Raw genomic sequence first — 24,386 nt, 5'->3', positions numbered from 1 at the left:
CCGGGCGTCGCCGGCAGGCCCGGCGGCGGGGGAGGAGGGGTGTACGGGGTGGTGCGCGCCACCGGCCCCGCCGGGGCATCGACGGTGACCGGCGGGGCCGGCGGCGCGGTTCCTGGCGGGTGCGGGCCTCAGCTGACCTCGGCCGGCACCAGCAGGGAGTTGACGATCCCGATGAGCGCACGCGGCGTCCTGGCCTCGGTCAGCGTGTCGTCGTCCAGGGTGACGCCGAACTCGCGCTCGATCCGGCTGCCGGTCTCCAGCATCGCCAGGGACTCGTAGCCCAGGGCCTCGAAGTCGGCGTCGGCGATGTCCCCGTCGAGGTCGACGGCCTCGTCCGCGCCGGCTCCCTCGTACAGGATGCGCTTGAGGTCGTCGAGGGTGAACTGCTGCTCGTCCATGAAGAACTGTCCTTTCGTCGCTGTTCGCTGTTCGCTGATCCCGGGACCGGGCGTCGCTCCGCCGCGTCTCACACGGCGCGCACCACGGCCGCGGAGTTGAAACCGCCCCAGCCGCGCGCCAGCACCAGGGCCGAGCGCACCGGGGCCGCCCGTTCCTGGCCGACGACGAGGTCGAGTCCGTGCCCGGCGGCGGGGGACACGCCGACGGTCGGCGGGATCACCCCGTCGCGCACCGCGAGCAGGGCGGCGGCCAGGTCGAGCGGCGCCGCCCCCGAGTAGAGCCGTCCGGTCATCGTCTTGGGCGCCGTCACCGGGACCGCCCGGGCCCCGAACACCTCGGTGATCGCCGCGGACTCGACGCGGTCCAGTTCGGGGACGGCCGCCGCGTCCGCGAACACCACGTCGATGTCCCCGGGCGCCGTCCCCGCGTCGGCGAGCGCCAGCTCGATCGCCTTGCGCAGGCCGGGCGGGCGGCCGCTGCCCGGACGCGGGTCGAGGGTCGCCCCGTACCCGGCGAACTCCCCGTAGATCTGCCGCGCGCCCCGGGACCGCGCCTGCTCCAGCTCCTCCAGGACGAGCAGCGCGCCGCCCTCGCCGGGCACATGACCGCTCGCCGCCTCGTCGAAGGGCAGATAGGCGCGGTCCGGGTCCTGGCTCGTGCTCAGCCGGTTGCTCGCCATCTGCGCGACCCAGCCCCACGGGCAGATCGACGCGTCGACGGCTCCCGACAGCACCAGCCGGGTGCCCTTGCGGATCTGCCGCCGGGCCTGGGCGACGGCGTCGAGCCCGCCGGCCTGATCACTGACGACCACCCCGCTGGGGCCCCGCATCCCGTTGCGGATGGAGATCTGGCCGCTGTTGACGGCGTAGAACCAGGCGAAGGACTGGTAGGCGCTGACGTGCCGGCTGCCCCGGCTCCACAGGGCCTGCAACTCCCGCTGCCCGAACTCGAAACCGCCCGAGGAACTGGCGGTGATCACCCCCATGTCGAAATCGGGCAGTTCCCCGGGCCGCACCTCCGCGTCCTGAAGAGCCCAGTCGGCGCCCACCAGGGCCAGCCGCGTCATCCGGTCGGTCTGCGGCAGCAGCCGGCCCGGCAGATAGTCCTCCGCCGCGAACCCGTCGATCTCCCCCGCCAGTTGCGCGGGATACTGATCGGGTACGAAACGTGTGATGCGGCCGATGCCGCTGGCCCCCTTGCGCGTCGAGGACCAGAAGGCCTCGGTGCCCAGGCCGTTGGGGGAGACCACACCGAGCCCGGTGACGGCCACCCGCACCCCGCTCCCGCTCATGCGGCCCTCCGATCCGGACGGGCCAGCACCATGGCGCTCTGGAACCCGCCGAAGCCACTGCCCACGGACAGCACCGCGTCGGTCCGCCAGTCCCGCGCGGTCAGCGGCACGTAGTCGAGGTCGCACTCGGGATCGGGCGTGTGCAGGTTCGCGGTGGGCGGCACCACCCCGTGCTCCATCGCCAGCGCGCTCGCCGCGATCTCGATCGAGCCGATGGCGCCCAGCGAGTGCCCCACCATCGACTTGATGGAGCTGACCGGGACGGCGTACGCGTGCTCGCCGAGGCTGCGCTTGAACGCGGCGGTCTCGTGCCGGTCGTTCTGCTTGGTCCCCGAGCCGTGCGCGTTGATGTAGTCGACGGCCTCGGGGGCGAGCCGGGCCTCGTCCAGGGCCACCCGGATCGCCTCGGCCATCTCCCGGCCGTCGGGGCGCAGCCCCGTCATGTGGAAGGCGTTGCTGCGCGTGGCGTACCCCGCGACCTCGGCGTACACATGGGCGCCGCGGGCGCGGGCGCTCGCCAGCTCCTCCAGCACGAACACGGCCGAACCCTCACCGAGGACGAAGCCGTTGCGGGTCCCGTCGAAGGGGCGGGAGGCGTGCTCCGGGTCGTCGTTGCGCGAGGTGGTGGCCTTGATGGCGTCGAAGCAGGCCACGGTGATGGGGGAGATCGGCGCGTCGGCGGCGCCCGCCACCATCACGTCGGCCGAGCCCTCCCGGATGAGTTCGGCGGCGTACCCCACCGCGTCCAGCCCGGAGGTGCAGCCCGTGGAGACCACGGTGGCCGGCCCCTCGGCGCCCACCGCCCAGGCCACCTCGCTCGCGAAGGAGCTGGGTACCAGGTAGTTGTACAGATGCGGTACGGCGTACTCGTGGTCGACGAGTTCGAGCCGCCCGCTGTCACTCACGGTGCGGTACTCCTGGTCGAGCCCCATGGTCGCGCCGACCGCGCTGCCGATGGTCACCCCGGTGCGGTGCGGGTCGAGGGCGGCGAACTCCAGTCCGCTGTCGGCGACCGCCCCGCGCGCGGTGACCACCGCGAACTGCGCGGCGCGGTCCATCCGCCGGATCTCCTGGGGGCTCAGGCCCGCGAGTTCGGCGTCGAAGTCGACCTCGGCGGCGACCTGCGAACGAAACGGCGCGGGATCGAAGAAGCTGATGCGCCGGGTCGCGGTGCGCCCGGCGGTCAGCAGGTCCCAGAAGCTCTTGACGCCGACGCCGCCGGGCGCGGTGACACCGATCCCGGTGATCACGACGCGCCGGGCGTCCGGGCCGCTCACAGCGCGGTCCAGTGGTAGAAGCGCTGCGCCATCGCGTCGGCGGGGGAGCGCCAGGTGGCCGGGTCGTAGGCGCCGATGTACGGCTTGAGGTCCTCGCTGATCCCGATGAACCGGGGGTCGCTCTTCGCGTCCTCGATCCGTTCGCCACCGTCCTGCGAGTCGAAGTCCTGCAGGTGGAAGTACAGGCCGCGGTACGAGAAGAGCTGCCTGCGGCGGGTGCCCATCAGGTGGGGCATCTCCGTCTTGTCGAAGTCGCCGAAGAGACCGGCCACCTCATCGGCCGAACGGGGTTCCATCCGGGCCACGATCAACGTGCTGTGCATGAGTCACTCCTTTTCAGGGCTGCTGGATCCGGGACGGGCCGAACCAGCGCTCCAGTGCCATGGGCAGGTCGTGGTGGCTGCCGGGCGCCGCCCAGGCCACGTGCCCGTCGGGCCGCACCAGCAGGGCCGCCGTGCCCGAGAGCGGGCTGCCGGCCGGTACGCCGTGGGGCTGTGAGCTGACGATGTCCACCCGGTCCGACCACCCGGCCGCACGGCCGCGGAGAACGGCGTTGTCCTCCAGGTCGAGCAGGACGCCCCGACCGGCCCGCAGCAGTTCGGTGCTGCTCGTCTTGCGCCGCTCACCCACCAGTTCCAGGTGCGGCATCCGCAGCCCCAGCAGGGGATGCCGGCCCGGGCCGACGTCGTAGCGGATCTCCAGGCCGCTCACCATGCCGGCGAGATGGCGGCTGACCTCCTCGTAGCGGATGAGTTCCCGGAAGACGTCACGCAGCGGCTGGACCTCGTCGCCGCTGAGGAACAGCAGGCCCTGGGCGCGGGTGTTCATCATGAGCCGCTCGCCCACGGCGTGCCGCTCCTCGTGGTAGGTGTCCAGCAGCCCCTCGGGCGCGCTGCCGGCGACCACGGCGGCCAGCTTCCAGCCGAGGTTCACGGCGTCCTGGACCCCGGTGTTCATCCCCTGGCCGCCGGCCGGCAGATGGATGTGCGCGGCGTCCCCGGCCAGCAGGACCCGGCCGCGCCGGTACTCGGTGACCAGCCGGGTCGCGTCGCCGAACGCGCTGACCCACTCGTGCTCGGCGTGCGAGATGTCGATGCCGGTGATGCGCTCCCAGGCCGCCGCCACCTCCGCGAACGCGGGTGGCTCGGTACGCCGGCGGGGCGGGGTGCCGCGTTCGCACACGATGATGCGGGTCACTCCGCGATCGCCCAGCGGTCCGGACATGACCATGCCGCCGGGGAAGGTTTCCCCGATCAGTCGCGGTTTCAGGTCGATGCCCTTGATGTCCGCGAGGTACATCTCCAGGGTCGCGGGGGTGCCCGGGAAGTCGAAGCCGACCGCCTTGCGCACGGTGCTGCGGCCGCCGTCGCAGCCGACCAGGTACGAGGCCGAGAGCCGGCTCTCGGCGCCCCCCGGGCCGCGCACCGTGACCTCGACACCGTCCCCGAGATCCTCCAGGGAGAGCAGTTCGTGGCCGCGCCGGATGTCGGCGCCCAGCTCCTTGACCCAGCCCTCCAGCATCGTCTCGGTGTCCGACTGGGGCACCGTCTTGGCCGCCTGGTGCACGCTGTCGAGAACACCGAAGTCGACGGGGATGCCGCCGAAGTGGCCCCCGTTGCCGGTGCCCATGTCGCCGAGGCGGGGCAGCAGGCCGCGCTGGTCGAAGATCTCCATCGTCCGGGTCGTGAAGCCCAGCCCGCGCGACTCGCCGGTGCGCTCCGCGAGCCGGTCCAGCACGATGACGTCGACCCCCGCGAGCCGTAGTTCCCCGGCGAGGGTGAGCCCGGTGGGGCCCGCGCCGACGACGATGACGGAAGCGTCCATGGATGTGTCCTCCGGAGCGTCGGAATGGTGGATACGACGAGGCGGCGCACCGGAGGGAGATCGGTGCGCCGCCTGGGAAAGGTCGTTTCTTCGGCAGTCGGATGTGCGCGGGAACCAGGTGTGGTGGACCGGTCGACACAGTGCTGCGGAAGCTAATAAAGAGCTTCTTCGGAATCACCGAGGAAGTCAATACAGGTCTTTTGAGTCAATGACAGGCTTGCGTCAGAATCACGTCAACTCGATATTCGCGGGCGCATGGAAAAGGCCCTGTCAGGGGTTTTCCCCGACAGGGCCGAATTTCCCTTTGTTTCCAGCCGGTTTCCCGGATCATTCCGTTCGGTGGCCGGTGCCGAGCGAGGACTCGACGTCCCGCTGGTGGTAGTAGGTGCGTCCCTTCAGGGCGCGCCTGCGCCAGCCGTCCTCACCGGCCCGCCGGTACACGCTGCCCGGGGCGAGGCCCCACAGCGCGGCGATGTCGCGGGCGGCCAGCCAGCGCACCTCGGGCTCCGGCCGCTCGGCCGCGCGGCCGCCGAGCCGCAGCCACTGACGGCCGGACCACCGGTGCGCGGGGTCGGCGTCGCAGCCGATCTCCACGTCGGTGCCCGCGGCGCCCGCCCGCGCCACCGCCGCCAGCGAGCCGCGGCACCCGGGTTCCACGCAGTCGCCGACCTGGAGCCGGTGCCGCGGGGCGGGGTCGATCACCTGGCCGGCGCGGCGGACGCACCGGCGGACCTCGCGGGTCAGGTCACCGGCGGCCCGGTGGGCGAGGAGCCAGTCGATGTGCTGGAACAGGGCGGCGACGAGCGCGGCCGGGGTGTCCGGCGGCGCGGCGGCCCCCCGTTCGCCCACCACCAGGGAGGTCCAGCACCGCAGGGTCCCGAGGATCTGGGAGCGGGCCTCGGCGGCCGCGGTGTTGAAGGCCATGCCGGGCAGCGGCCCGCCCGAGGTGCGGTCGCGGGGCCGGTCGACGCCGGTGAGCAGCTGTCCGCACTCCTCGTGCAGGCGTGGCAGGCGGCGCAGATCGCTCATGAGCCGCAGCCGGCAGGTCGGGCACAGCCGGGTGCCGGCCGCCGCGAGATCCCGGGCCCGGTCCGCGCCGCCGGACCCGCAGGCGGCGCCCTCGCACTCTCGTGGAACAGTCGTGGGTCGCGCGTGCCTCGTGGTGTTCGTGAACCTGTCTGCCATATCCCCTACCGCCTCGAAGTGCGGCGAATCTATTTCGGGGATTGCGGCGGGGACAAGAGAAGACCCGATGCGTGTCATTCCTCTGTAGCGGACCTACTGTTTCCCTGAGTGAGCTGTTCGGGAAATGTCATCGGACCGCGAGCCGGGCCGCGATTCCGTCGAGCACGCTGTCCAGGCCGGTCTCGAACTGCCACAACGGGTCGTCCTTGCGGCCGGCCTCGTCGATGTAGCGCGCGTACATCGGGAAGCGGCCGGTGCTCACGAGCCAGGCCATCTGCGAGGACAGCCCCGATCGCGCCTCCTCGCGGTTGGACCAGCCGCGCACGCGCAGCAGTTGCGTCAGTCCCACCTCCGCGTCGACCGCCCCCTGCACGTACGCGGTGACGGTGCTGTAGACCGCCATCGCGTCGTCCACGTCGAGCCCGAGGCCGTCGAGCGCGGTCAGGGCGGCCTCCGGTACGGCCAGCTGGTGCGGGGTGGGCCCGCACCAGGTCGCCCGGGTCACCCAGGAGTGCCGCAGCAGTACGGCTCTGATGCGCACGGCGAGGCTGCGCATGGTCGTGCGCCAGTCGTCCGAGCCGTCCGGCAGCTCCAGTTCGCCGTAGACGAAGTCGACCATCAGCTCCAGCAGTTCGTCCTTGCCGGTGACGTAGCGGTAGGCGGCCATCGGCGCGACGCCCAGCTCCGTGGCCAGGCGCCGCATGGTGACCGCGTCCAGCCCCTCCGCGTCCGCGATGCCCACCGCGGTCCTGGCGATCCGCCGGGGCGTGAGCGTGGTGCGGGGCGCCGGAGCGGGGCGTTCGAGGCGCTCCCAGACGGAGACCTGCTCGCCCTCCTGTGCCTGTCTCTCCCGCGACTCTGTCTGTCTCTCCCGCGCGGCCATCGCATGGGCTCCTTCCGCCGACCAGTGCTGTGTACAGCGTATCAGCAGTGGACAACGTACACACGGATGTGTACGTTGTATGAGTAAGATACGTCGTACACACCCGGAGGTAGTTCCCATGGCTGACGCGACCAGCGGCCCGGTACGGACCGCGGTGATCATCGGCAGCACACGGGACGGGCGTTTCGGCCCGGTCGTGGCCGACTGGATCACCGGACACATCTCCCAGCGCGAGGACATGACGGCCGACGTGATCGACCTCGTCGAGACCCCGGTGCCGACCGTGTTCCCCGCCTTCGGCCAGGCCCCCTCCGACGAGATCGTGGCCCAGCTCGGCGCCGTGACACCGAGGCTGGCCGAGGCGGACGCCTTCGTCGTCGTCACCCCCGAGTACAACCACAGCTTTCCCGCCGCGCTGAAGAACGCCATCGACTGGCACAACGAGCAGTGGCACGCCAAACCGGTCGGCTTCGTCTCCTACGGCGGCCTCGCCGGCGGTCTGCGGGCCGTCGAGCAGCTCCGGGTGGTCCTGGCCGAACTGCACGCGGTGACCATCCGCAACACCGTCAGCTTCCACAACTACGGCGAGGTCTTCGGCGCAGACGGCAAGCCCACCGATCCGGGCAGCGAAGTGGCGGCCAAGGCCATGCTCGACCAGCTCACCTGGTGGGCCGAGGCCCTGCGGGACGCCAGGAACGCCCGCCCGTACGCCGTCTGACGCGCCACCACTCGTGCCCTGGGGGCAGCGATGAACGACCACCCGAAACCCTCTTCGGCCCAGGACCGGCCGGGTCTGCCCTGGCTGGGCGTCTTCGGGCTGATGCTCGGCATCTTCCTGGCGACCCTGGACGGACAGATCGTCAGCACCGCGCTGCCCACGATCGTCGGCGACCTCGGCGGACTCGACCTCTTCTCGTGGTCGGTGACCGCGTACCTGCTCACCATGGCCGCGACCACCCCCCTCTGGGGAAAGCTCGGCGACCTCTACGGCCGCAAGGGCGCCTACCTCTACTCGGTGGTGCTCTTCCTGGTCGGCACGGTGCTGTGCGGCCTGGCGCAGAACATGGCCCAGCTCATCGCCTTCCGCGCGGTCCAGGGGCTCGGCGCGGGCGGGCTGATGGTCGGGGCCCTCTCGGTGATCGGCGTGCTGGTGCCGCCGCAGGACCGCGGCCGGGTCCAGTCCATGGTCGGGATCATGCTGCCGGTCTCGTTCGTCGGCGGCCCCCTGCTCGGCGGATTCATCACCGACTACCTGGACTGGCGCTGGGCCTTCTACATCAACGTGCCCATCGGCCTCCTGGCGCTCGTGGCGGTCGCCAAGGGGGTCCGGCTGCCCGCCCAGCGCGTCACCGGGCACATCGACTACCTGGGCGCGGCCCTGCTCACCACCGGCATCCTCGCTCTCACCCTGTTCGCCGGCTGGGCCGGCACCACCTACGCGTGGGTGTCCTGGCAGATCGCCGGACTCGCCGTCCTCGCCGTCGCGAGCCTGGCCTGGTTCGTCCGGGTGGAGCGCCGCGTCGCCGAACCGATCACCCCGCCCCGCCTGTTCACCAGCCGGGAGTTCACCCTCGCCCAGGTACTGAGCTTCCTGGTCGGCGCCGTGCTCATCTCCCTCGTCAACTACCTCCCGCAGTACATGCAGTTCGTGCAGGGAGCGACGCCCACGGTCAGCGGCATGCTGATCCTCCCGCTGATGCTCGGCATGCTCACGGCCCAGCTCACCACCGGCCGGCTGATGGACCGCGGCGGACTGGACCGCGTCGTCCCGCTCGTCGGCGGTACCGCGACCGTCGTCGGCGCGCTGCTGCTGCTCATGCTCGGCGCGGACACCCCGCTCGCCCTCGCCTCGGCGCTCACCCTCGTCGTCGGGCTCGGGGTCGGGGCCCTGATGCAGAGCACCCTGCTCACCACCATGAACCACGCCGCCCCGCGGGACATGGGCGCCGCCACCGGCACCGTCACCCTGGTGCGCACCATCGGCGGCTCCCTGGGCGTGGCCGTCCTCGGCGCCGTGCACAGCAGCCGGATGGGCGAGGTCCTGTCCGAACGGCTCGGCCCGGCAGCCCAGAAGAGGCTGACCGACGGCGGACAGCTGACGCCCGGCCTGCTCAAAGGGCTGCCCGCCGAGGTCCGTCGCACCGTCGCGGACGCCGTCAGCAGCGGGCTGCACGGGGTCGTCGTCGGTGCGGTCCTCCTCGCGGTGGCGGCGCTCGGCACCGCGTGGTTCATCCGCGCGGCCCCGGCCGCCGAGCCGGTGCCCGCGACCCCGCCCGCCCCGGCCACCACCGGCCGGGACCCGCTCGGCGCGCCTCCCGCGGACTGAGCGGGCCCGGACCGGCCCCGCCCGACCTTTTCCGTACCTCCAAGCCGCCGGCCGCACGGTCTCGTCCCCCGGCACCGTGCGGCCGGCTTCCTGACTAAGGTGAACTCACATGTCCGTCACTCCGGTTGAGCGTGTCAAGAACGTCCTGTCCCGTCCCTTCTCCCTCGGCGGCCTCCACCTGCCCAACCGCGTCGTCATGGCTCCGATGACCCGTGAGTTCTCCCCCGGGGGCGTCCCGGGCGAGGACGTGGCGCGGTACTACGCCCGGCGGGCGGCCGGCGGTGTCGGCCTGATCATCACCGAGGGCACCTACATCGGTCACGACTCGGCCGGCAGCAGCGCGAGAGTCCCGCACTTCTACGGGGACGAGGCGCTGGCGGGCTGGGCGGCGGTCGCCGAGGCGGTCCACGCGGAGGGCGGCCGGATCATGCCGCAGCTGTGGCACGTCGGCATGGACCGCGCCGCAGGGAAGCCTCCCGTCCCGGACGCCCCCCGGATCGGCCCCTCCGGCATCGCCCTGGACGGAACCCGCTCGGGGCGCGAGATGACGCAGGCCGACATCGACAACGTGGTCGCCGCGTACGCCTCAAGCGCGGCCTCGGCCGAGGCGCTGGGCTTCGACGGCGTCGAGATCCACGGCGGTCACGGCTACCTCGTCGACGAGTTCCTGTGGGAGTACACCAACCACCGCACCGACGGCTACGGCGGCGACGTCGCCCGGCGGACCCGTTTCGCCGCCGAGATCGTCGCGGCCTGCCGGGAGGCCGTCTCAGGCGACTTCCCGATCTCCTTCCGGTTCTCCCAGTGGAAGATGGGCGACCACTACCAGGCCCGGATCGCCGAGACCCCGCAGGAGCTGGAGACCGTCCTCGGGCTGCTGGTGGAGGCCGGGGCGGACGCCTTCCACTGCTCCACGCGGCGTTTCCACCTCCCCGAGTTCGAGGGCTCGGACCTCAACCTCGCCGGCTGGGCCAAGAAGGTCTCCGGCAAGCCGGCGATCAGCGTCGGCTCGGTGGGCCTGAGCAACGAGTTCCTCCAGGTCTTCGCGGGCGAGCAGGCCAATGTCACCGACATCGTGGACCTCCTCGACCGCATGGAGCGCGAGGAGTTCGACCTCATCGCGGTCGGCCGGGCGCTGCTCGGCGACCCCGAGTGGCTGACGAAGGTCCTGACCGGACGCACGGAGGAACTGAACGCCTTCCACGTGGGCCTGGTCGGCAGCCTCCACTGACCCCGGCACCCGCCCGACGGCGGGCCGTCCCCGCGCACAGACGGACCGACGTCGGGGGGCCGGGCGGCCGGCGGCGAGCCGTTCGGCTCCGTCCTGGTGGACGCCGACGGCACGCTACTGGGCGAGGCCGGGAACTCGCACCGGACACCGACTGCGAGGGGATCGCCACCGAAGGGGCCGCGGTCATGGACGGGCTGCAGCTCCAGTGGGCACTCGCTCCCGGGACCTACGACATGCCGGGCCGGCTGCGCACCTACCTCGACCGGCTGCTGCGCTCCCTGACCACGGACGGCTCCGGGCTGCCCGAGACCGTGTGACGCGCGGCACCACTCGGCCCGACGTGAGCGTCGTCGCGGCGGCGTGCTGATCCGCCTGCGCGCCCCCCGCTCGTGACCGGCCGCCGGGACCCGTCATGCCGGTGGCCCCGCGCTCCCGGGTGGTGGCCTCGGGAAGAGTGCGCACCCTTCCTCCGGAGGTCACCCGTCACCGCGGACCGGGACGCCCGGTCGGCGGCGCAGCGGGGGCGCACCTCCGGACACCGACATATGCTCACATGTGTCTGTTCGTTCCTTCATCGATCCTTCATGGAAGGTGGACCCCGTGCGCAATGGCCTCAGTGCCGAGTCCGTCGGCCCGGTGGACGTCGCGGTGGTCGCTTTCGAAGGCGACCGGTTCAACGGCGAGATCGTGCCCGCCCTGCGGGACCTGCGGCAGAACGACACCGTACGCATCCTCGACATGACCTTCGTACGGAAGGCGGGCGACGGTTCGGTCGACCTCGTCGAACTCGCCGACCCGGAGGTGTCCGAGGCCTTCCACAAGGTCACCGATGCCCGGTTCGACCTGCTCAGCGAGGACGACATGCGGCTGGTCGCCGACGGCCTCGCCCCGGGTTCCTCAGCCGTGATCGTGGCCTGGGAGAACACCTGGGCCGCCCGGCTGGGCGCCGCGATCCGGGACTCGCACGGCGAGATCCTGATGCTCGAACGCATTCCCAGGGACACCGTCGTCGAAGCCGTCAACGCGCTCGACGGCGACTGAGGCGACATCAGAACGAAGGAAGGGGTCACGTCATGATGCCTCAACGATTCGGGCGTCCCGGCCTGTTGGGCGCCATCGCACGCACCGCCGCGATCTCCGGCACGGCCACGGCGGTGTCCAACCGGGTCCGGCGCGGCATGGACGAACGCGACATGCGCCAGGAGGCGGACTACCGGACCGAGCAGGCGCCGCCCCCGGCCGCGCCCCAGGCCGCCCCCGCCGACCGCGTCTCGCAGCTCCAGGCGCTCGCCGATCTCAAAGCCCAGGGGACCCTGACGGAGGAGGAGTTCGCGACGGAGAAGGCGCGCATCCTCAACTCCTGACGGGCACCCGGTCCGTCCGCCGCTCGGCCACGTCTCCATACGGTTGGCGCGGACGGCGCGCGGCTCGGCCCGGAAGTCGCCCGTGCCGGGGACGGCCGGCGGGCCGACGCGCGATCCGGCGGCGGCGATCACCGGATCCTGTGTGCCGGGCCGGCGCCGGTACCCGGCCGGTTCGCTCACCCCGGCGCGGGCCGCGACGGCGTCCATGGTCAGCGCCCCTGTGCCGCTCTCCGCCACCAGCCCGACGACGGCGCCCAGCACGGCGCGCGTCACGCGTTCCTCGCGCGGCCGCCCCGGCCCCCGCCGCACGCGCCGCTCCCGCTCATCAGCCATGCCGGGGCCCTGCGTGGGCCCTGAGGGCCGGGCCGGGCCCGGGCCGGGACGGTCAACCGCTTCCCGCCTCCCGCACGGTGCAGGTGTCCGTGTCCGCCGGGCACCAGTGCGTACGGCCGCCGACGAGGTGGATCTCCAGGTCCGCCGCGCGCATGCCGTGGCGGTCGAGCGCGGAGCGCAGCCGGGCGGGGACGGGCTGGGGCGGCAGGCCGAGCACCCCGACGACGACGACCCCGTCGCGGGCCTCCACGGAGGCGAGCTGCCACTTGCCGGCCGAAGCCCACTTCTCGGCGAGCGGCCGGGCGTCGGCGGCCAGGGCGCGGTCCTCGGCGACGGCGATCGTGCCGGTGGTGAGCGGCACCGCGATCAGCAGCAGCACGGCCCCCACCGCGAACAGCGTGCGGCCGCGGAACCGGCCGACGTGCAGACCGGCCGCCTGGGCGGCCCCCCGGGTCCCGTAGACCAGGAAGACCACGGTCCCGGTCGCCAGGATGGCGGCCACGTTGGTCGCGAAGAGCAGGGCGGACTCACTCGCGTCGTGATACCGGCCGACCGTGACGAGCAGGCCCGTCACGGAGAGCGGCGGCACCAGGGAGATGGCGATCGCGACGCCGGGCAGGGTGTCCGAGATGTCGGCGCGCACCAGGGCGAAGGCGCCGACCGTCCCCGTGGCCAGGGCGCCCAGCAGGTCGACGAGGCGGGGACTGATCCGCGAGGACACCTGGGTGTTGGAGGAGAAGGCGTCCGGCGGGGAGACGATCCAGCCGAGCAGTATGCCGACCGCGATCACGGCGAGCGCGCCCCCCAGCACCAGCAGGGCGCAGCGCACCACCTGCGAGCGGTCCGCCAGTACCAGCGCGAGCGCACCGCCCAGAATCGGCGTCATCAGCGGGGCGACGATCATCGCCCCGATGACGGTCGCCGTCGAATCGCCCACCACTCCCGTACCCGCGATGACGGCCGCCAGGACCAGCAGCCCCCAGAACCGCGTCGAACTCGGGCTGCGCGGCGCACGCTCGATGAACAGCGTGTCCGTCATCCGGCGGACGGCGACCGCGTCGACCGATGCCATGGACCGAGTCCCCATTCCTGACGCAGCGGGTAGAGAGAACGGAGCATAGGCGACATACGCGGGTCAACTGGTCCATACGCGCGGCCGGTGGCGGGCGGGCGGTCCGTGGCCCGCCGTCGTGGCGCGCAACCCGGCAAGGGTCTGCCTCACCGCGAGTTCACGCCAGGTGGTGCTGCCGGCCGGTCTGTCGCCGGGTCGCCCAGGCTGGAGCGAATGACCGGGGCAGCCATCGGTATACCGTTCCACTGTCGGCCGATCAAGTGTGGCTTCCGGCGGGGTCAGATCCCATGAACCAGCCGGTGGCTGGCTATTGACGTCACCGAAACGTCTTCTTAAGCTGCGCGAAACCGTTCCACGCGTAGAGGCGAAGCGGCGATCGGGAGGACTCCGGAGTGCGGCGCAGAACTCTGCTCACAGGCTCGGTTTCGGCCACGCTGGCCCCCGTCCTCGCGGGATGCGGCGCGCTGAGCCCGGGTGACGACGATCCGGACACGCTCGTGGTGCACAACATGCTCACCGCGGGCTCCGACACCGCGGCGGTCTACGACCGCGTCTGCGGGCAGTTCGAGCACGACCACCCCGGAGCCAGGATCAAGAACCTGGTCTCCGGCGGCACCGACCTCGTCAACGTCTACGAGACCGCGCGGCTGGCCCACAAGGAGGCCGATCTCGTGATGGTCAACCTCGCCGAGAAGTCCCTTTCCTGGACCGGGCTCGGGGCGACCGTCCCGGTGGGCCGCTACCTGGACGCATGGGGGCTGCGCGACGTGTTCCTGCCGCAGGCGCTCAAGGAGTGGACGGACGCGCGCGGCCGGGTCGCCGGCTTCCCGTGGAACGGCTTCACCTGGCCCGTCGCCTACAACACGCGGCTGCTCAAGCACTACGGCGTCCCGCGCGTGCCGGTCACCACCGGCGAACTGACCGCCGCCGCACACCGCGTACGGGCCGGCGGCGGCAAGGGGCTTGTGAGCATCGGCGGCAACGACTGGTCGGGGCAGAAGCTCCTGATGCAGATCATGCAGGGCTATCTGCCGCCCGCGCGCGCCGCCCGGCTGTTCCGCCACGGCGGCTACGCCGCGGACCCGCTCGCCCTGCGCGGCCTGGAGCTGTTCACCCGGCTGCGGGACGCGGGCGTCTTCTTCCAGGGGGCGCAGGGGCTCAACTCCGACTCCATGAAGACCGATTACTACACCGGCCGGGCCCCCGCCGTCTCGGCGATCTCCTCGACACTCGCCGAGGTCCCCGAGGAGGTCGCCGCCGTCACCGAACTGGGCGGCTGGCCGGTACCGCCCGGCGGGGTCTACCGCAAGCCCACCGCGCTGCGCGGCTACACCTCCACGGGTGTCTGGATCAGCCCCAACGGCCTGAAGAAGATCGGCCTCGTGCGGCGCTTCGTCACCTTCCTCTACCGGCCCGCCAACAGCCGGGCCTTCGTACGGGACGCGGGCCAGGTGATGGCCGTACGCGGCGCCGCGGACAGCCCCCGCTTCCCGCTGGTCTCCCGGTCCGTCCGGCTGCCGCCCTCGCGGATCGCGTACGCGGTGATGCCCGACTCGTACGTGCCCCCCTCCGTCTCCCAGCCGCTGATCCGCGCCAGCAGCCTGGCCTACGCACCCGGCCGCAGCGCGCGCTCCATCGCGGCGGCCCTCGACACGGCCTACCGCAGCTGATCCCGACCCCACCCCGCCGGTCCCGCCGACCGGCGCCCCACGCGGAAAGGGCACTCCTCGATGGCGCACAGCAGTCCACCGGCACCCGCCCGGGCGGTCCCCCTCTCCCGCCCGGGACCCACCGCACCGCGAGGAAGGGCCCCACGAAGCCGGCCCGCCTCCGTCACCCTGCTCGCGCTGCCCGCGCTGGTCTGGTACCTGCTCTTCCTGGCCGGCCCGCTGATCGCGATGTTCGTCATCAGCGGCCTGCACTGGCCCGGCATGCTCGCCCACCGTTCCTGGGCGGGCCCGGACAACTACGCGACGGTGCTGGGGGATCCGCTGTTCTGGACGGCGGCGCGCAACAGCGCCGTACAGATCGGCGTCGTCCTCCCCCTGCTGATCGTCTCCTCCTTCATGGTGGGCTACTACCTCACCCTGCGCCCGCGCGGGCACCGACTGCTGCGCGTCGTGCTCTTCACCCCGGCGCTGATCTCCGCCTCCGCCAAGGCGATGCTCGCCTACGGCGTCCTCGCCCCGGGCGGGCTGCTCAACGGCGTGCTCGACAGCGCGGGGCTGCACGCGCTCACCCGCTCCTGGCTCGCCGACGAACACACGGCGCTCGCCTGCATCATGGCCATGGACCTGTGGAGCGGCATCGGCTTCACCGCCGTCCTCTTCGCCGCACGGCTCGGCGGCATCCCGCAGGAGATCTACGAGGCCGCCGAACTCGACGGCTCGGGGCACTGGCGCCGCATGTGGCGCATCGCCTTTCCCGTCGCCAAGGACTACGTCGGCGTCACCACCATGCTCCAGTTCCTCTGGATCCTGTTCTCCTCCGCCCAGAACGTGCTGCTGCTGACCCAGGGCGGCCCCGGAAACGCCACGACGAACCTGTCGTTCCTCGTCTACAACAAGGCGTTCGTCCAGTCCGACCTCGGCTACAGCCAGGCAGCCGGCGTGCTTCTGTTCGCCACGGGGCTGCTCGGCATGCTCGCCATCCGCCGCGTGCTGCGGCAGACCTACTGACCGCCCGGAGCAGCCATGGCGACCCTCACGAACACCTCGAACCCCGCCACCGGGGAGGGCACTTCCGCCACCGCCCCCTCCCGCACCAGGCAGCGGGGCCGCCGCCGCTCCCACGGCCCGGGACGCTGGCTCGCCGGGCTGAGCCACACCATGATCTGGCTCTACGCCCTGGTACTGGTCCTGCCGCTCTACTACCTCCTGATCTCCTCGTTCAAGACCACCACGGCGATCTTCGACTCCCCGCTGACCCCGCCGGCCCACCCCGTGGGGCACTACTTCGGCGACGCGCTGCACTACGCCCGGCTCGACCTCGCCCTCGTCAACTCCGCGCTGGTCACCGCGGTCGCGCTCGTACTGACGCTGCTGCTCGCCGTGCCGGCCGCCTTCGCGCTCGCCCGGGGCCACGGCCGCACGGCCCGGCTGCTGGAGCGCGTCTTCTCGCTCGGCTTCCTCGTCCCCACCTTCGCCGCCCTGGTGCCGACCTTCCTCATGTCGGCCTTCACCGGCCTCTTCCACACCCGCACCTTCGTGATGCTGCTGCTGCCCGCGGGGGCCATGCCGCTGTCCGTGGTGGTCCTCACCCAGTTCATGCGCACCATCCCGCCCGAACTGGAGGAGAGCGCCCGGGTCGACGGCGCCGGCACCCTGACCGTGCTGCGCAAGGTCTTCGTACCGCTCTGCATGCCGGGCATCGCGACGATCCTGCTGCTGAACTTCCTCAACTTCTGGAACGAGTACCTGTACTCGCTCGTCATCATCGGCCCCGACACCAGCCAGCGCACCATCCAGGTCGCCCTGCCCACCCTCCAGAGCAACCAGTCCACCGAGTACGGGGTGTTGATGGCAGGCACCGCCCTCACCCTCGTCCCGGTCTATATCGTGTACGTACTGCTCCAGCGCCGGATGGAGGAGGCCCTGATCAGCGGCGCGGTCAAGATGTGACGACGTCCCGGCGCACGCGCCGCCGCCCCCTGCCGGACGGCGCACGGAGAGGCAACGACGAACCGGAGGCCACCCAGCATGACGACCGAACGGGACAGCGCTCCGGCCCCGCCGCCCGCGCGCACCCGCCCGGCACAGCCCACGATCCTCGACGTCGCCGCGCTCGCCGGAGTGTCGAAATCCGCGGTCTCCAAGGTCTTCAACAACCGCCCCGGCATCTCGGAGCCGACCCGGCGGCGGATCCACGACGCGGCCCGCAAACTCGGCTGGTCGCCCAGCGCTTCCGCGACCGCGCTGCGCGGCGACCGCACCCGCACGGTGGGCCTGGTCATCTCCCGCGCCCCCGACCTGCTCACCACCGACCCGTACTTCACCGAACTGATCGCGGGCATGGAACAGGAACTCGGCCCGCTCGGCTACGGACTGCAACTGCACCTCATCGGCACCGACGCCGACCACGAACAGCGGCTCTACGAACGGCTGTCGCGAGAACGCCGGGTGGACGGGTTCGTCCTCACCGAGAGCCGTCTCGGCGACGCCCGCCCCGGCCTGCTGCACCGGCTGCACATGCCGGGACTGCTGGTGGGCCGGCCGTGGGAGGAGCGCCCGACGGCACCCGGGACCGTCGAAAGCCTGCATGTCGACGGCCAGATGGAAGCGATCACCGCCGCCGTCGACCACCTCGTCGCCCTGGGCCACCGCTCGATCGCCTCAGTGGCGGGGGCGGAGGACCGCGTCCACAACGTGCTGCGCCGCCGGGCCCTTGAGGAAGCGCTCGCCGGACACGGGCTCAGACCCCACTCGATCCTCACCGGCGAGTTCGGCAACGCCGCCGCGCACCGGGCGACCACCCGCCTCTTCGAGGGGCCCGGCCCGGCACCGACCGCTGTCCTGTACGCCAACGACGCCATGGCGCTGACCGGCATCGGGACCTTGGCCCGGCGGGGGCTGCGGGTCCCCGAGGACGTCTCGGTCATCGGGTACGACGACTTGCCCATCGGGGTCTGGACGTACCCCGGGCTCACCACCATCAGCCAGGACGTCCAGCTCATCGGCAGGGCCGCGGCCCTGCGGCTGCTGACCGTGCTCGGCGAGAAGGTGGCGGCCCCTCCCGAGGTACCGCCCCCGCACCTCGTCGTCAGGGAGTCGACGGGGCCCGCGCCGGCCGGGGCGGACTCACCGCCCCGGCCGATCCCTCCGGCTCAGGCGGGGAACACGGAGAGGGAGACGACACGGGCGTCGCCGGCGCCCCGTCCCTGAACCTTCAGGGCCACGTAGCGGGCGGACCCCTTCGTGGTGAGCGCCGCGCCGCGCCCCTTGACCCTGAGCGTCCCGGCGGTGTCGTACGACAGCCCGTCCGTGCTGAACTCGGCCTGCGCGGACGGCACACGGCCTCCGGTCCAGTCGACCCGGATCTCCCCGACGTCCGTCAGCGCCCCGAGATCCACCACCATCCGGCCTGCGGTCCCCGGAGTCCAGGACGTGTGCGGGTCGCCGTCCACCGCCGCCCGCGGATCGGACATGCCGTCCGGGAGCGGAGCCGTCGGGAAGGTGCGGCACCCCAGGGCCGCGTCGGCGAGCGGATAGGCGGTGGCTCCGTGCACGGACACCTGCTCGGTGCGTCCGCCGCGCACGGTGACCTGGGCGCTGTGCCCGCCGGGTGCGGTGACCACCAGGCGGCAGGAGGGGCCTGTCAGCCTGAGGGTGGCCGCGTCCACGACCTCGGCGCGCAGCCCGGCGGGAACACGTCCCCCCGCGGCCGGGCGCAGGACGAAACGGGCGGGTGCCACCGCCGCGGCGGCGGCGGGCAGTTCGGCGCGGTACTCGACTCCGTCGGCGGTCACGGACTGCGTACCGGCGTACAGCCGCACCTCACGGGTGTCCTGCGGCAGCGAGACCGTGGTCGTCACGGCGGCGCCCGACAGGTTGAAGAGGCTGAGGTGACCTCCCGCGGTGCTCGCGCGTACGGCGGCATGCCCGGAGCCGGGCGCCCGGCGCCCCGCCGCGGCCTTCACCTCGGCCGGATCGCCGTCGGGCAGACCCTCGACGAGGACGGCCTCGGCCGGCCCGTCGGAGAGGACGATCGTGTCGCCGTACACCGCGAGGGGGTTCTTCGCCCCGCGCACGACGAGGCCCGCCCTTCCGTCCACCGAGAGCCAGCCGCCGGTGCTGCTGAGGTCGGCGTGCGGATAGTGCGCCAGATCCGTCCAGGTCTTTCCGTCGGCGGAGCCCTGGAGCGTGTACGCCCGGCCGGCGGCGGACTCCCAGCGCAGAGTGACACGGTCGAACTCCCGCTCCTGCCCGAGGTCGACGGTGATCCAGCTGTCCGCGCGGGAACGCTCGGCGGGGGAGACGGCCCAGCGCGTCGTGCCGTCGCCGTCGACGGCCAGAGCCGCCGCCTTGCCCGCGTCGGCGGAGGACGCGGTCGCACTCGTGCCGCGCGCGAGGTCCGCGCCGTCGGCGCCGTCCCGGATCTCCACCGCGTACAGGGAGTACCCGTACCTGGGGTCGGGGGTGACCCCGAGCATCCGCAGATGGCGGTACGAGGCCCGGGGAAAGGTGGTGTCGTCCGTGCGCCCGGTGGCGGCGGGCGCCGGGCCGGTGCCCGCCGCGTCCTCGGCCGCCACGGTCGTCTCGCCCTCGGCGGTGGTGTAGGTGCGGCCACCGTCGAGGCCGGCGATACCCGGCATGGTGAGGTTGTGCACTTCGAGGTGGCCCTCGCCGGCGGCGGTGCCGCTCGTCGCGTAGACGACCGCCCCGGACGGCAGAGTGGTGAACCCCGCGAAGCCCGTGGGCAGCGTGAGGAGCGTGGCGCTGCCGTCGAAACCGTCCCGGAGCGTGCTGTACGTACGGACGTTGCGGGACGAGGGCGTGCCGCTGGTCGCGGGAAGGAACATCGGCGTGGCACCACTGAGGGCGAACAGCCAGTCGTCGTGGGCGGGTTGCCAGGCGAACTTCACGAAGCCCGCCTTGCTGACTGCGGCCGCCCAGGCCGCGGGCGACTGGTGCGCGAGCAGTCCGGGCCCGGTGCCGAAGTCCCGTACGCCGCTGGCCCGCGCGAACAGCTCCTTCTCCGTGAGAGGACGCACCGCACTGCCCCGCGCGGCCCGCCATTCGTGCAGCAGATAGCTGATGGCGACCTCGGCACGGGCCTCCGGCTCGTACTTGGGCTCCCCGGAGAACTTGGTCAGGCGGTCGACCGGCGGGTACGCCTGGTAGGCGGCCAGCCGCTCGGCCAGCGCGGCCTCGGCGCGGGCCGCGGCGCGATCCCCGAGCACCTGGGCGAGGAACGCGACCGGGATGACGTCGCGTCCGTAGAGGTGTTCGCGGTCGTTGACCATCGGCATCAGGGGCTCGCCCGAGTCGGACATCACCGTCAGGAGGGTGTCCCACAGCGGTCCCGCGTTCGGCTGGGCGCTCAGGACCTCCGGCAGCGGCCGGCCGGCGGTGATGAAGTGCGCGGCGTTGCGCCCGGACGTACGCCACAGCTCGCACTGGTAGTGCGGGCCGAAGGAGCCGTGGTTCTCGACGATGAAGGTGTCGTAGAGGTTCCGCGCGGTGTTGTCGCTGACGGGAACCCCGTCGACCGGGGCCGGATTGGCACGGTCGGCGGCGGGCAGCCCCGTCTCGTTGCGGCTCCAGCGGCCGAAGGCGTCCCGCCACCGCGGGTACCCGGCGTGGTCGGGTGCCCAGGCGAGACCGGGGGCCAGCGACTGCGCGTAGACGCCCATCTCCTCCAGCTTCGTGTCGCCCACGAAACCGCCGGTGAGACCGCGCGGCGTCCAGTCCCCCGAGGCGGGATCGTCACCCGTGCCGAGCCCGGCGGTGAACTCCGCCTGCGCACGCACGATGGTGTCGACGTGGTCGCGGGTCGCGCTGTCCAGCTGATCCCACAGGAGGCGCGCGGCGAGGACGAAGTAGAGCTGGAAAGTGGTGTCGAAGAAGAGGGTGCGGCCCCATTCGGTGCCGCCGGTGAGGCGGTTGGAGGCGGCGAAGTGCTTGAGGGTGGCGAGCGTGCGGGCCAGCAGCGTCTTCTCCTCGACACCGGCCCGTTCGGCGTCGTACGTCCCGCGCGTGAGCAGCAGGGCGTTGCCGAGGACGACCGCGAAGCCGAAGTCCTTCGCGGTGTAGTGGCCCCGGTCCGCGTCCCACTGGGTCTCGGACCAGCGGGTGTGGGTGAGGAGGGCCCGGTAATAGGCCTCCGCTATGTCGTCGGGAGCAGCCGGACGGTGACCACCCGGCAGGCCCGCGGCCACGGCCGACGCGGCACCGGGAAGGGGAGCGGCCGCCAAGCCGAAGGCCACGGCGCTCAGTTGGACGAATCGGCGCCTGTTCAGCCCGGCCGGGGGGTGGTTCATACGGATGCGCCTCCTGCGGCGGAGCTCTGGACAACGTTGTCAAAGTCCCGCTCATTCTTCGTTCGCGCAAGCGACACCGTCAAGAGCCGTGGGGCGCCACCCCACCCGCCCCGTGACGGGGCATCGGGAACGGTCTGTCCGTGGGGAACACCGGTCCAGCGGTCATCGGCGCGAGCGATCGCGTGCCGGTGGGCGGAAGTCTGTCCCTGATGTCCGATCAGGAGAGTTCCGGCTGCTGGGGCCGGCTCCCCTGCGGTGCCGGGATTCGGCTGTCGCACCAGGGGGGCCTGTTCGCCGGCGAAGGTGGCCGGTGGCACGGACCGGAGACCAGGGCCGGATCTGGCGGAAAAGGGGGCGCTCCTCGTCGTCGGTGACGGTGGGTCGGGCATCCCCGCGACCTCTCTCTCACCCCTCTCTCACTGCACGACCGTTGACAGTGATTGGAGGCCGGAATATGTTATAACACGCTGGTGGAGCCGCCGCGTATCGCGATCGGAGGCACGATGGAGCAAGCGAAGCAGGCCATTGCGGATTCGGCACAGGACTGGATCGAGCACATTTCACCCGAGGACCTGCTGCACCCGCAGGCGATCACTACCCGCCTGCGCCAAGAGGCCCCGTTGGCGTGGGTTCCCGCTGCCGGGATGTATCTGGCGACGAGTTGGGACCTCTGTCACCAGATCGCCAATGACTCGGAGAATTTCGAGAGCGTGGCCATTCCGCTCGCCAAGCGCGTGTTCGGCACTCCGGACGTGCTCAGCACCGAAGGGGACCTGCACGCCTCCTTGCGGCGAGCCGTGGGCACCCCGGTGAGCGCCCGTGCGATCCGGTCCCAGATCGAGTCCCGTATGCGGCCGACGGCCCAGGGGCTGATCGAGCGCATACGGGGCCAGAGCCGGGCCGAGTTGATGGCGGAGTACTTCGAACCCATCAGCGTGCGGTGTGTAGCTGATTCCTACGGCTTCTTCGAAGTCGAGACGGACACGCTTCGGCGGTGGTTTCACGACCTCAAGTCGGGAGCCGTCAACGCCGCGACTCACGCGGATGGTTCGTTCGCCAACCCGGCAGGGTTCGACGGCGCCGATCGCGCGCGTGCCGAGATCCGGGGCTATCTGGAAGAGAAGTCGAAGGACGATCCGGAAGCGCCCGACAGCGTTATCGCCAGGTGGCTCAACTCGGACTCGCCCGACGGCGTGAAGTGGTCGATCGACTTCATCCTGCCCTCGATGCTCGTCGTTCTGCTCGGGGGACTGCAGGAGCCTGGTCACGCCCTGGGGAACACTTTTCTCGGACTCGCCACGAATCCCGACCAGTTGCGCCGGGTTGTCGCCGAACCCGCCCTGCTGCCGAAGGCGATCGCCGAGGGGCTGCGCTGGATGGCCCCGCTCTACGCGGGCCCCACGCGCAGTGCGCGACACGACCTCGTCCTCAACGGAGTGCCCCTCGGTAAGGGGGACGTGGTCCGGCTTGTCTACGGCTCCGCGAACCATGACAGCGACACCTTCGACCACCCCGAGCTGTACGACATGGACCGGCCCAGTCATGCTCACCTCGCGTTCGGCGACGGCCGGCACAGCTGCGTGGGGAGCGCGCTCGCACCCCAGATCGCGCGCGTCGCCCTGGAGGAACTGTTCGCGGCGTTCCCCGACATCGCCCTGGACCCGTCCCGGACCGCGGCCGCCATGGGCTGGCCGTTCCACGGCCCGCCGGAGCTGCACGTCGTCCTGAGCTGAGGACTGTCCTGGGGTGAGGCCGCCCTGAGCCGGAGCCGTCGCGGACCCCGGGGCTGTCCCGGAACTCGCATGCGTCCCGCACCTGTTGCCCCGGCCACCCGCGAAACCGCCCCGGAGCCGACGTGCTTCTGCCCCCGTGGCCGGGGGCAGGCCGCTCCACCCGGCGTTGCCCGTATCGCCGAGCGGACCGGGCCTGCCCCTCCGCCGCCACACCCCCACCGACTGAGATGACCCGCAGCCATGCCGATCACCGAAGAAGCAACTCGTGAGGCAGCTGGGGTGGTGGCCGCCGATGAAGCCACCATCCCCGTAGTCGTGGCGAGCAGGCACATGGACGGGGACTCCGTCGTCGTCCTGACCTTTCGTCGCGCGGACCGTGAGCCCCTGCCCGCATGGGCCCCGGGCGCGCACATCGACGTGATCCTCAAGCCCGGCCTCACGCGCCAGTACTCCCTCTGCGGCGACCCGGACGACCACGACGTCTGGCAGATCGCGGTGTTGCGCGAGAGCGCTCCGCGCGGCCGCGGCGGTTCAGAACACCTGCACCAGTCCCTCGCGGTGGGCAGCGTGACGCAGGTGCGAGGACCGCGCAACCACTTCGCCCTCCATGAGGCCGACAGCTACCTGTTCATCGCCGGTGGAATCGGTATCACCCCACTCAAGCCGATGATTCAGTCCGTCGCGGCGGCGGGCGCGAACTGGCTGCTCGCCTACGGCGGCCGCTCACGGTCGACGATGGCCTTCCACTCGGAACTCGAACAGTACGGCGACCGTGTCCGCTGTTTCCCGCAGGACGAGACCGGCCTGCTCGATCTGGACCAACTGCTCGGCTCGTTCCCCGACGGCGGTCTGGTGTACTGCTGCGGGCCCGGGCCGCTGCTCGACGCGGTCGAGCAGAAATGCGCCGGCCTGCCGCCGGGTTCACTGCACATGGAACGGTTCACGCCGAGGGAGCCCGGCGGCGCGACACAGCAGCAGGGTTTCGGGATCGAGCTCGTCCAGAGTGGGCTGAGCCTCGATGTTCCGCCGGACAAGTCCATTCTGGAGGTCCTGGAGGAGAACGGGGTCAGCCTCCTCTCCTCCTGCAGAGCAGGGATCTGCGGGACCTGCGAGACCGCGGTGCTGGAGGGCGTTCCGGAGCATCGCGACTCGGTACTCACCCCCGAAGAGCGGCAAGCGAACGAGTACATGATGGTCTGTGTGTCGCGGTGCTCGGGGAGCAGGCTCGTGCTCGATCTCTGAGCGCCCCACAGCTGGACAGCGTGAGGGCCGCAGAAGTTCCTCCCGGGGCCCGGGGGTGACCTGTTGTGCCCGCTTGTCGCCGCATGCGGGACGCCCGACGAACGAGACGAGGTGAAGTCCACCGGACAGAGAGTGCCGGACTGCCTGTTATCACTTATGCCAGTGACCCGCTATGCCAGTCGCCCAGACGGGCGTAGGTGGGGCATCCGGTCCGCTCCTCAGTCACGGCGCCGCACAGGTTCCGACGC

Annotated in this window: 21 protein-coding genes; 12 read left to right on the top strand and 9 right to left on the bottom strand. The window is 71.9% G+C overall.

Annotation, left to right across the window (positions count from 1 at the left end):
• Positions 1-128: 128 nt before the first annotated feature.
• The 7 genes from AB0J21_RS03100 to AB0J21_RS03070 all read right to left on the bottom strand — a co-directional run bounded on the left by AB0J21_RS03100 (position 129) and on the right by AB0J21_RS03070 (position 6,859).
• Positions 129-398: an acyl carrier protein gene (locus tag AB0J21_RS03100; protein ID WP_363144009.1), complete on the bottom strand. Its 270-nt coding sequence runs from the start codon at positions 396-398 to the stop codon at positions 129-131.
• Positions 399-466: 68 nt separating this feature from the next.
• Entirely contained in the window at positions 467-1,690 is a 1,224-nt protein-coding gene (locus AB0J21_RS03095) for a ketosynthase chain-length factor (protein ID WP_363144007.1), read from the bottom strand.
• Positions 1,687-2,967: a beta-ketoacyl-[acyl-carrier-protein] synthase family protein gene (locus AB0J21_RS03090; RefSeq protein ID WP_363144006.1), complete on the bottom strand. Its 1,281-nt coding sequence runs from the start codon at positions 2,965-2,967 to the stop codon at positions 1,687-1,689. Before AB0J21_RS03090 ends, AB0J21_RS03095 begins: the two co-directional genes overlap by 4 nt.
• A complete protein-coding gene (locus AB0J21_RS03085) occupies positions 2,964-3,290 on the bottom strand; it encodes a TcmI family type II polyketide cyclase (RefSeq protein WP_363144005.1) in 327 nt (108 codons plus the stop codon). Before AB0J21_RS03085 ends, AB0J21_RS03090 begins: the two co-directional genes overlap by 4 nt.
• 13 nt (positions 3,291-3,303) lie before the next feature.
• Complete coding sequence (locus tag AB0J21_RS03080; RefSeq protein ID WP_363144004.1) at positions 3,304-4,791, bottom strand: FAD-dependent monooxygenase; 1,488 nt, start codon at positions 4,789-4,791, stop codon at positions 3,304-3,306.
• A 327-nt stretch (positions 4,792-5,118) separates the two neighbouring features.
• Positions 5,119-5,976, bottom strand: coding sequence for a hypothetical protein (locus AB0J21_RS03075; protein WP_363144003.1), 858 nt, complete (start codon positions 5,974-5,976; stop codon positions 5,119-5,121).
• 127 nt (positions 5,977-6,103) lie between these two features.
• On the bottom strand, positions 6,104-6,859 hold the full coding sequence (locus AB0J21_RS03070; RefSeq protein WP_363144002.1) for a TetR/AcrR family transcriptional regulator: 756 nt from the start codon (positions 6,857-6,859) through the stop codon (positions 6,104-6,106).
• A 118-nt stretch (positions 6,860-6,977) separates the two neighbouring features.
• Here AB0J21_RS03070 and AB0J21_RS03065 point away from each other — a divergent pair, with 118 nt between their 5' ends.
• The 6 genes from AB0J21_RS03065 to AB0J21_RS03040 all read left to right on the top strand — a co-directional run bounded on the left by AB0J21_RS03065 (position 6,978) and on the right by AB0J21_RS03040 (position 11,780).
• Positions 6,978-7,577, top strand: a complete 600-nt coding sequence (locus AB0J21_RS03065) for an NAD(P)H-dependent oxidoreductase (RefSeq protein WP_363144001.1) — start codon at positions 6,978-6,980, stop codon at positions 7,575-7,577.
• A gap of 30 nt (positions 7,578-7,607) precedes the next feature.
• Positions 7,608-9,185, top strand: a complete 1,578-nt coding sequence (locus AB0J21_RS03060) for an MDR family MFS transporter (RefSeq protein WP_363144000.1) — start codon at positions 7,608-7,610, stop codon at positions 9,183-9,185.
• A 109-nt stretch (positions 9,186-9,294) separates the two neighbouring features.
• Entirely contained in the window at positions 9,295-10,416 is a 1,122-nt protein-coding gene (locus AB0J21_RS03055) for an NADH:flavin oxidoreductase (RefSeq protein WP_363143999.1), read from the top strand.
• Positions 10,338-10,733 carry a TetR family transcriptional regulator C-terminal domain-containing protein gene (locus tag AB0J21_RS03050; RefSeq protein WP_363143998.1) on the top strand — a complete coding sequence of 132 codons (396 nt, stop codon included), beginning with the start codon at positions 10,338-10,340 and terminating at the stop codon, positions 10,731-10,733. The genes AB0J21_RS03055 and AB0J21_RS03050 overlap by 79 nt, the downstream gene beginning before the upstream one ends.
• Positions 10,734-11,016: 283 nt before the next feature.
• Complete coding sequence (locus AB0J21_RS03045; protein WP_363143996.1) at positions 11,017-11,457, top strand: DUF6325 family protein; 441 nt, start codon at positions 11,017-11,019, stop codon at positions 11,455-11,457.
• A 32-nt stretch (positions 11,458-11,489) separates the two neighbouring features.
• Positions 11,490-11,780 carry an SHOCT domain-containing protein gene (locus AB0J21_RS03040; protein WP_363143995.1) on the top strand — a complete coding sequence of 97 codons (291 nt, stop codon included), beginning with the start codon at positions 11,490-11,492 and terminating at the stop codon, positions 11,778-11,780.
• A gap of 385 nt (positions 11,781-12,165) precedes the next feature.
• Here the strand turns inward: AB0J21_RS03040 and AB0J21_RS03035 are convergent, their stop codons facing one another.
• Positions 12,166-13,185, bottom strand: a complete 1,020-nt coding sequence (locus AB0J21_RS03035; RefSeq protein WP_363143994.1) for a DUF389 domain-containing protein — start codon at positions 13,183-13,185, stop codon at positions 12,166-12,168.
• 392 nt (positions 13,186-13,577) lie between these two features.
• Here AB0J21_RS03035 and AB0J21_RS03030 point away from each other — a divergent pair, with 392 nt between their 5' ends.
• From AB0J21_RS03030 to AB0J21_RS03015, 4 genes are all read left to right on the top strand, one after another.
• On the top strand, positions 13,578-14,855 hold the full coding sequence (locus tag AB0J21_RS03030) for an ABC transporter substrate-binding protein (RefSeq protein ID WP_363143993.1): 1,278 nt from the start codon (positions 13,578-13,580) through the stop codon (positions 14,853-14,855).
• A gap of 60 nt (positions 14,856-14,915) precedes the next feature.
• Positions 14,916-15,863: a sugar ABC transporter permease gene (locus AB0J21_RS03025; protein WP_363143992.1), complete on the top strand. Its 948-nt coding sequence runs from the start codon at positions 14,916-14,918 to the stop codon at positions 15,861-15,863.
• A gap of 150 nt (positions 15,864-16,013) precedes the next feature.
• Positions 16,014-16,805 (top strand): carbohydrate ABC transporter permease, encoded by a 792-nt coding sequence (locus AB0J21_RS03020; RefSeq protein ID WP_363144095.1) that lies wholly within the window; start codon positions 16,014-16,016, stop codon positions 16,803-16,805.
• Positions 16,806-16,883: 78 nt separating this feature from the next.
• Complete coding sequence (locus AB0J21_RS03015; RefSeq protein WP_363143991.1) at positions 16,884-18,065, top strand: LacI family DNA-binding transcriptional regulator; 1,182 nt, start codon at positions 16,884-16,886, stop codon at positions 18,063-18,065.
• Here the strand turns inward: AB0J21_RS03015 and AB0J21_RS03010 are convergent.
• Positions 18,008-21,163: a discoidin domain-containing protein gene (locus AB0J21_RS03010; RefSeq protein WP_363143990.1), complete on the bottom strand. Its 3,156-nt coding sequence runs from the start codon at positions 21,161-21,163 to the stop codon at positions 18,008-18,010. The genes AB0J21_RS03015 and AB0J21_RS03010 overlap by 58 nt on opposite strands.
• A gap of 503 nt (positions 21,164-21,666) precedes the next feature.
• On the opposite strand from AB0J21_RS03010, the gene AB0J21_RS03005 reads away from it, so the two are divergent.
• Positions 21,667-22,896 (top strand): cytochrome P450, encoded by a 1,230-nt coding sequence (locus AB0J21_RS03005; RefSeq protein ID WP_363143989.1) that lies wholly within the window; start codon positions 21,667-21,669, stop codon positions 22,894-22,896.
• 330 nt (positions 22,897-23,226) lie between these two features.
• On the top strand, positions 23,227-24,138 hold the full coding sequence (locus AB0J21_RS03000) for a PDR/VanB family oxidoreductase (protein ID WP_363144094.1): 912 nt from the start codon (positions 23,227-23,229) through the stop codon (positions 24,136-24,138).
• The last annotated feature ends 248 nt before the right edge of the window (positions 24,139-24,386 follow it).

It is taken from the genome of Streptomyces sp. NPDC049954 (assembly GCF_040656295.1).
Taxonomy (GTDB): domain Bacteria; phylum Actinomycetota; class Actinomycetes; order Streptomycetales; family Streptomycetaceae; genus Streptomyces.
The sequence above is the reverse complement of the archived record's forward strand: the minus strand, read 5'-3'. Positions and strand labels throughout refer to the sequence as shown.

What these genes read in the sequence shown, in the direction of transcription:
- AB0J21_RS03040 (WP_363143995.1), top strand. Translation starts at nt 11,490, where the DNA reads ATGATGCCTCAACGATTCGGGCGTCCCGGCCTGTTGGGCGCCATCGCA.
- AB0J21_RS03085 (WP_363144005.1), bottom strand. Translation starts at nt 3,290, where the DNA reads ATGCACAGCACGTTGATCGTGGCCCGGATGGAACCCCGTTCGGCCGAT.
- AB0J21_RS03015 (WP_363143991.1), top strand. Translation starts at nt 16,884, where the DNA reads ATGACGACCGAACGGGACAGCGCTCCGGCCCCGCCGCCCGCGCGCACC.
- AB0J21_RS03010 (WP_363143990.1), bottom strand. Translation starts at nt 21,163, where the DNA reads ATGAACCACCCCCCGGCCGGGCTGAACAGGCGCCGATTCGTCCAACTG.
- AB0J21_RS03005 (WP_363143989.1), top strand. Translation starts at nt 21,667, where the DNA reads ATGGAGCAAGCGAAGCAGGCCATTGCGGATTCGGCACAGGACTGGATC.
- AB0J21_RS03075 (WP_363144003.1), bottom strand. Translation starts at nt 5,976, where the DNA reads ATGGCAGACAGGTTCACGAACACCACGAGGCACGCGCGACCCACGACT.
- AB0J21_RS03060 (WP_363144000.1), top strand. Translation starts at nt 7,608, where the DNA reads ATGAACGACCACCCGAAACCCTCTTCGGCCCAGGACCGGCCGGGTCTG.
- AB0J21_RS03070 (WP_363144002.1), bottom strand. Translation starts at nt 6,859, where the DNA reads ATGGCCGCGCGGGAGAGACAGACAGAGTCGCGGGAGAGACAGGCACAG.
- AB0J21_RS03035 (WP_363143994.1), bottom strand. Translation starts at nt 13,185, where the DNA reads ATGGCATCGGTCGACGCGGTCGCCGTCCGCCGGATGACGGACACGCTG.
- AB0J21_RS03095 (WP_363144007.1), bottom strand. Translation starts at nt 1,690, where the DNA reads ATGAGCGGGAGCGGGGTGCGGGTGGCCGTCACCGGGCTCGGTGTGGTC.
- AB0J21_RS03100 (WP_363144009.1), bottom strand. Translation starts at nt 398, where the DNA reads ATGGACGAGCAGCAGTTCACCCTCGACGACCTCAAGCGCATCCTGTAC.
- AB0J21_RS03065 (WP_363144001.1), top strand. Translation starts at nt 6,978, where the DNA reads ATGGCTGACGCGACCAGCGGCCCGGTACGGACCGCGGTGATCATCGGC.
- AB0J21_RS03000 (WP_363144094.1), top strand. Translation starts at nt 23,227, where the DNA reads ATGGACGGGGACTCCGTCGTCGTCCTGACCTTTCGTCGCGCGGACCGT.
- AB0J21_RS03020 (WP_363144095.1), top strand. Translation starts at nt 16,014, where the DNA reads ATGATCTGGCTCTACGCCCTGGTACTGGTCCTGCCGCTCTACTACCTC.
- AB0J21_RS03025 (WP_363143992.1), top strand. Translation starts at nt 14,916, where the DNA reads ATGGCGCACAGCAGTCCACCGGCACCCGCCCGGGCGGTCCCCCTCTCC.
- AB0J21_RS03055 (WP_363143999.1), top strand. Translation starts at nt 9,295, where the DNA reads ATGTCCGTCACTCCGGTTGAGCGTGTCAAGAACGTCCTGTCCCGTCCC.
- AB0J21_RS03080 (WP_363144004.1), bottom strand. Translation starts at nt 4,791, where the DNA reads ATGGACGCTTCCGTCATCGTCGTCGGCGCGGGCCCCACCGGGCTCACC.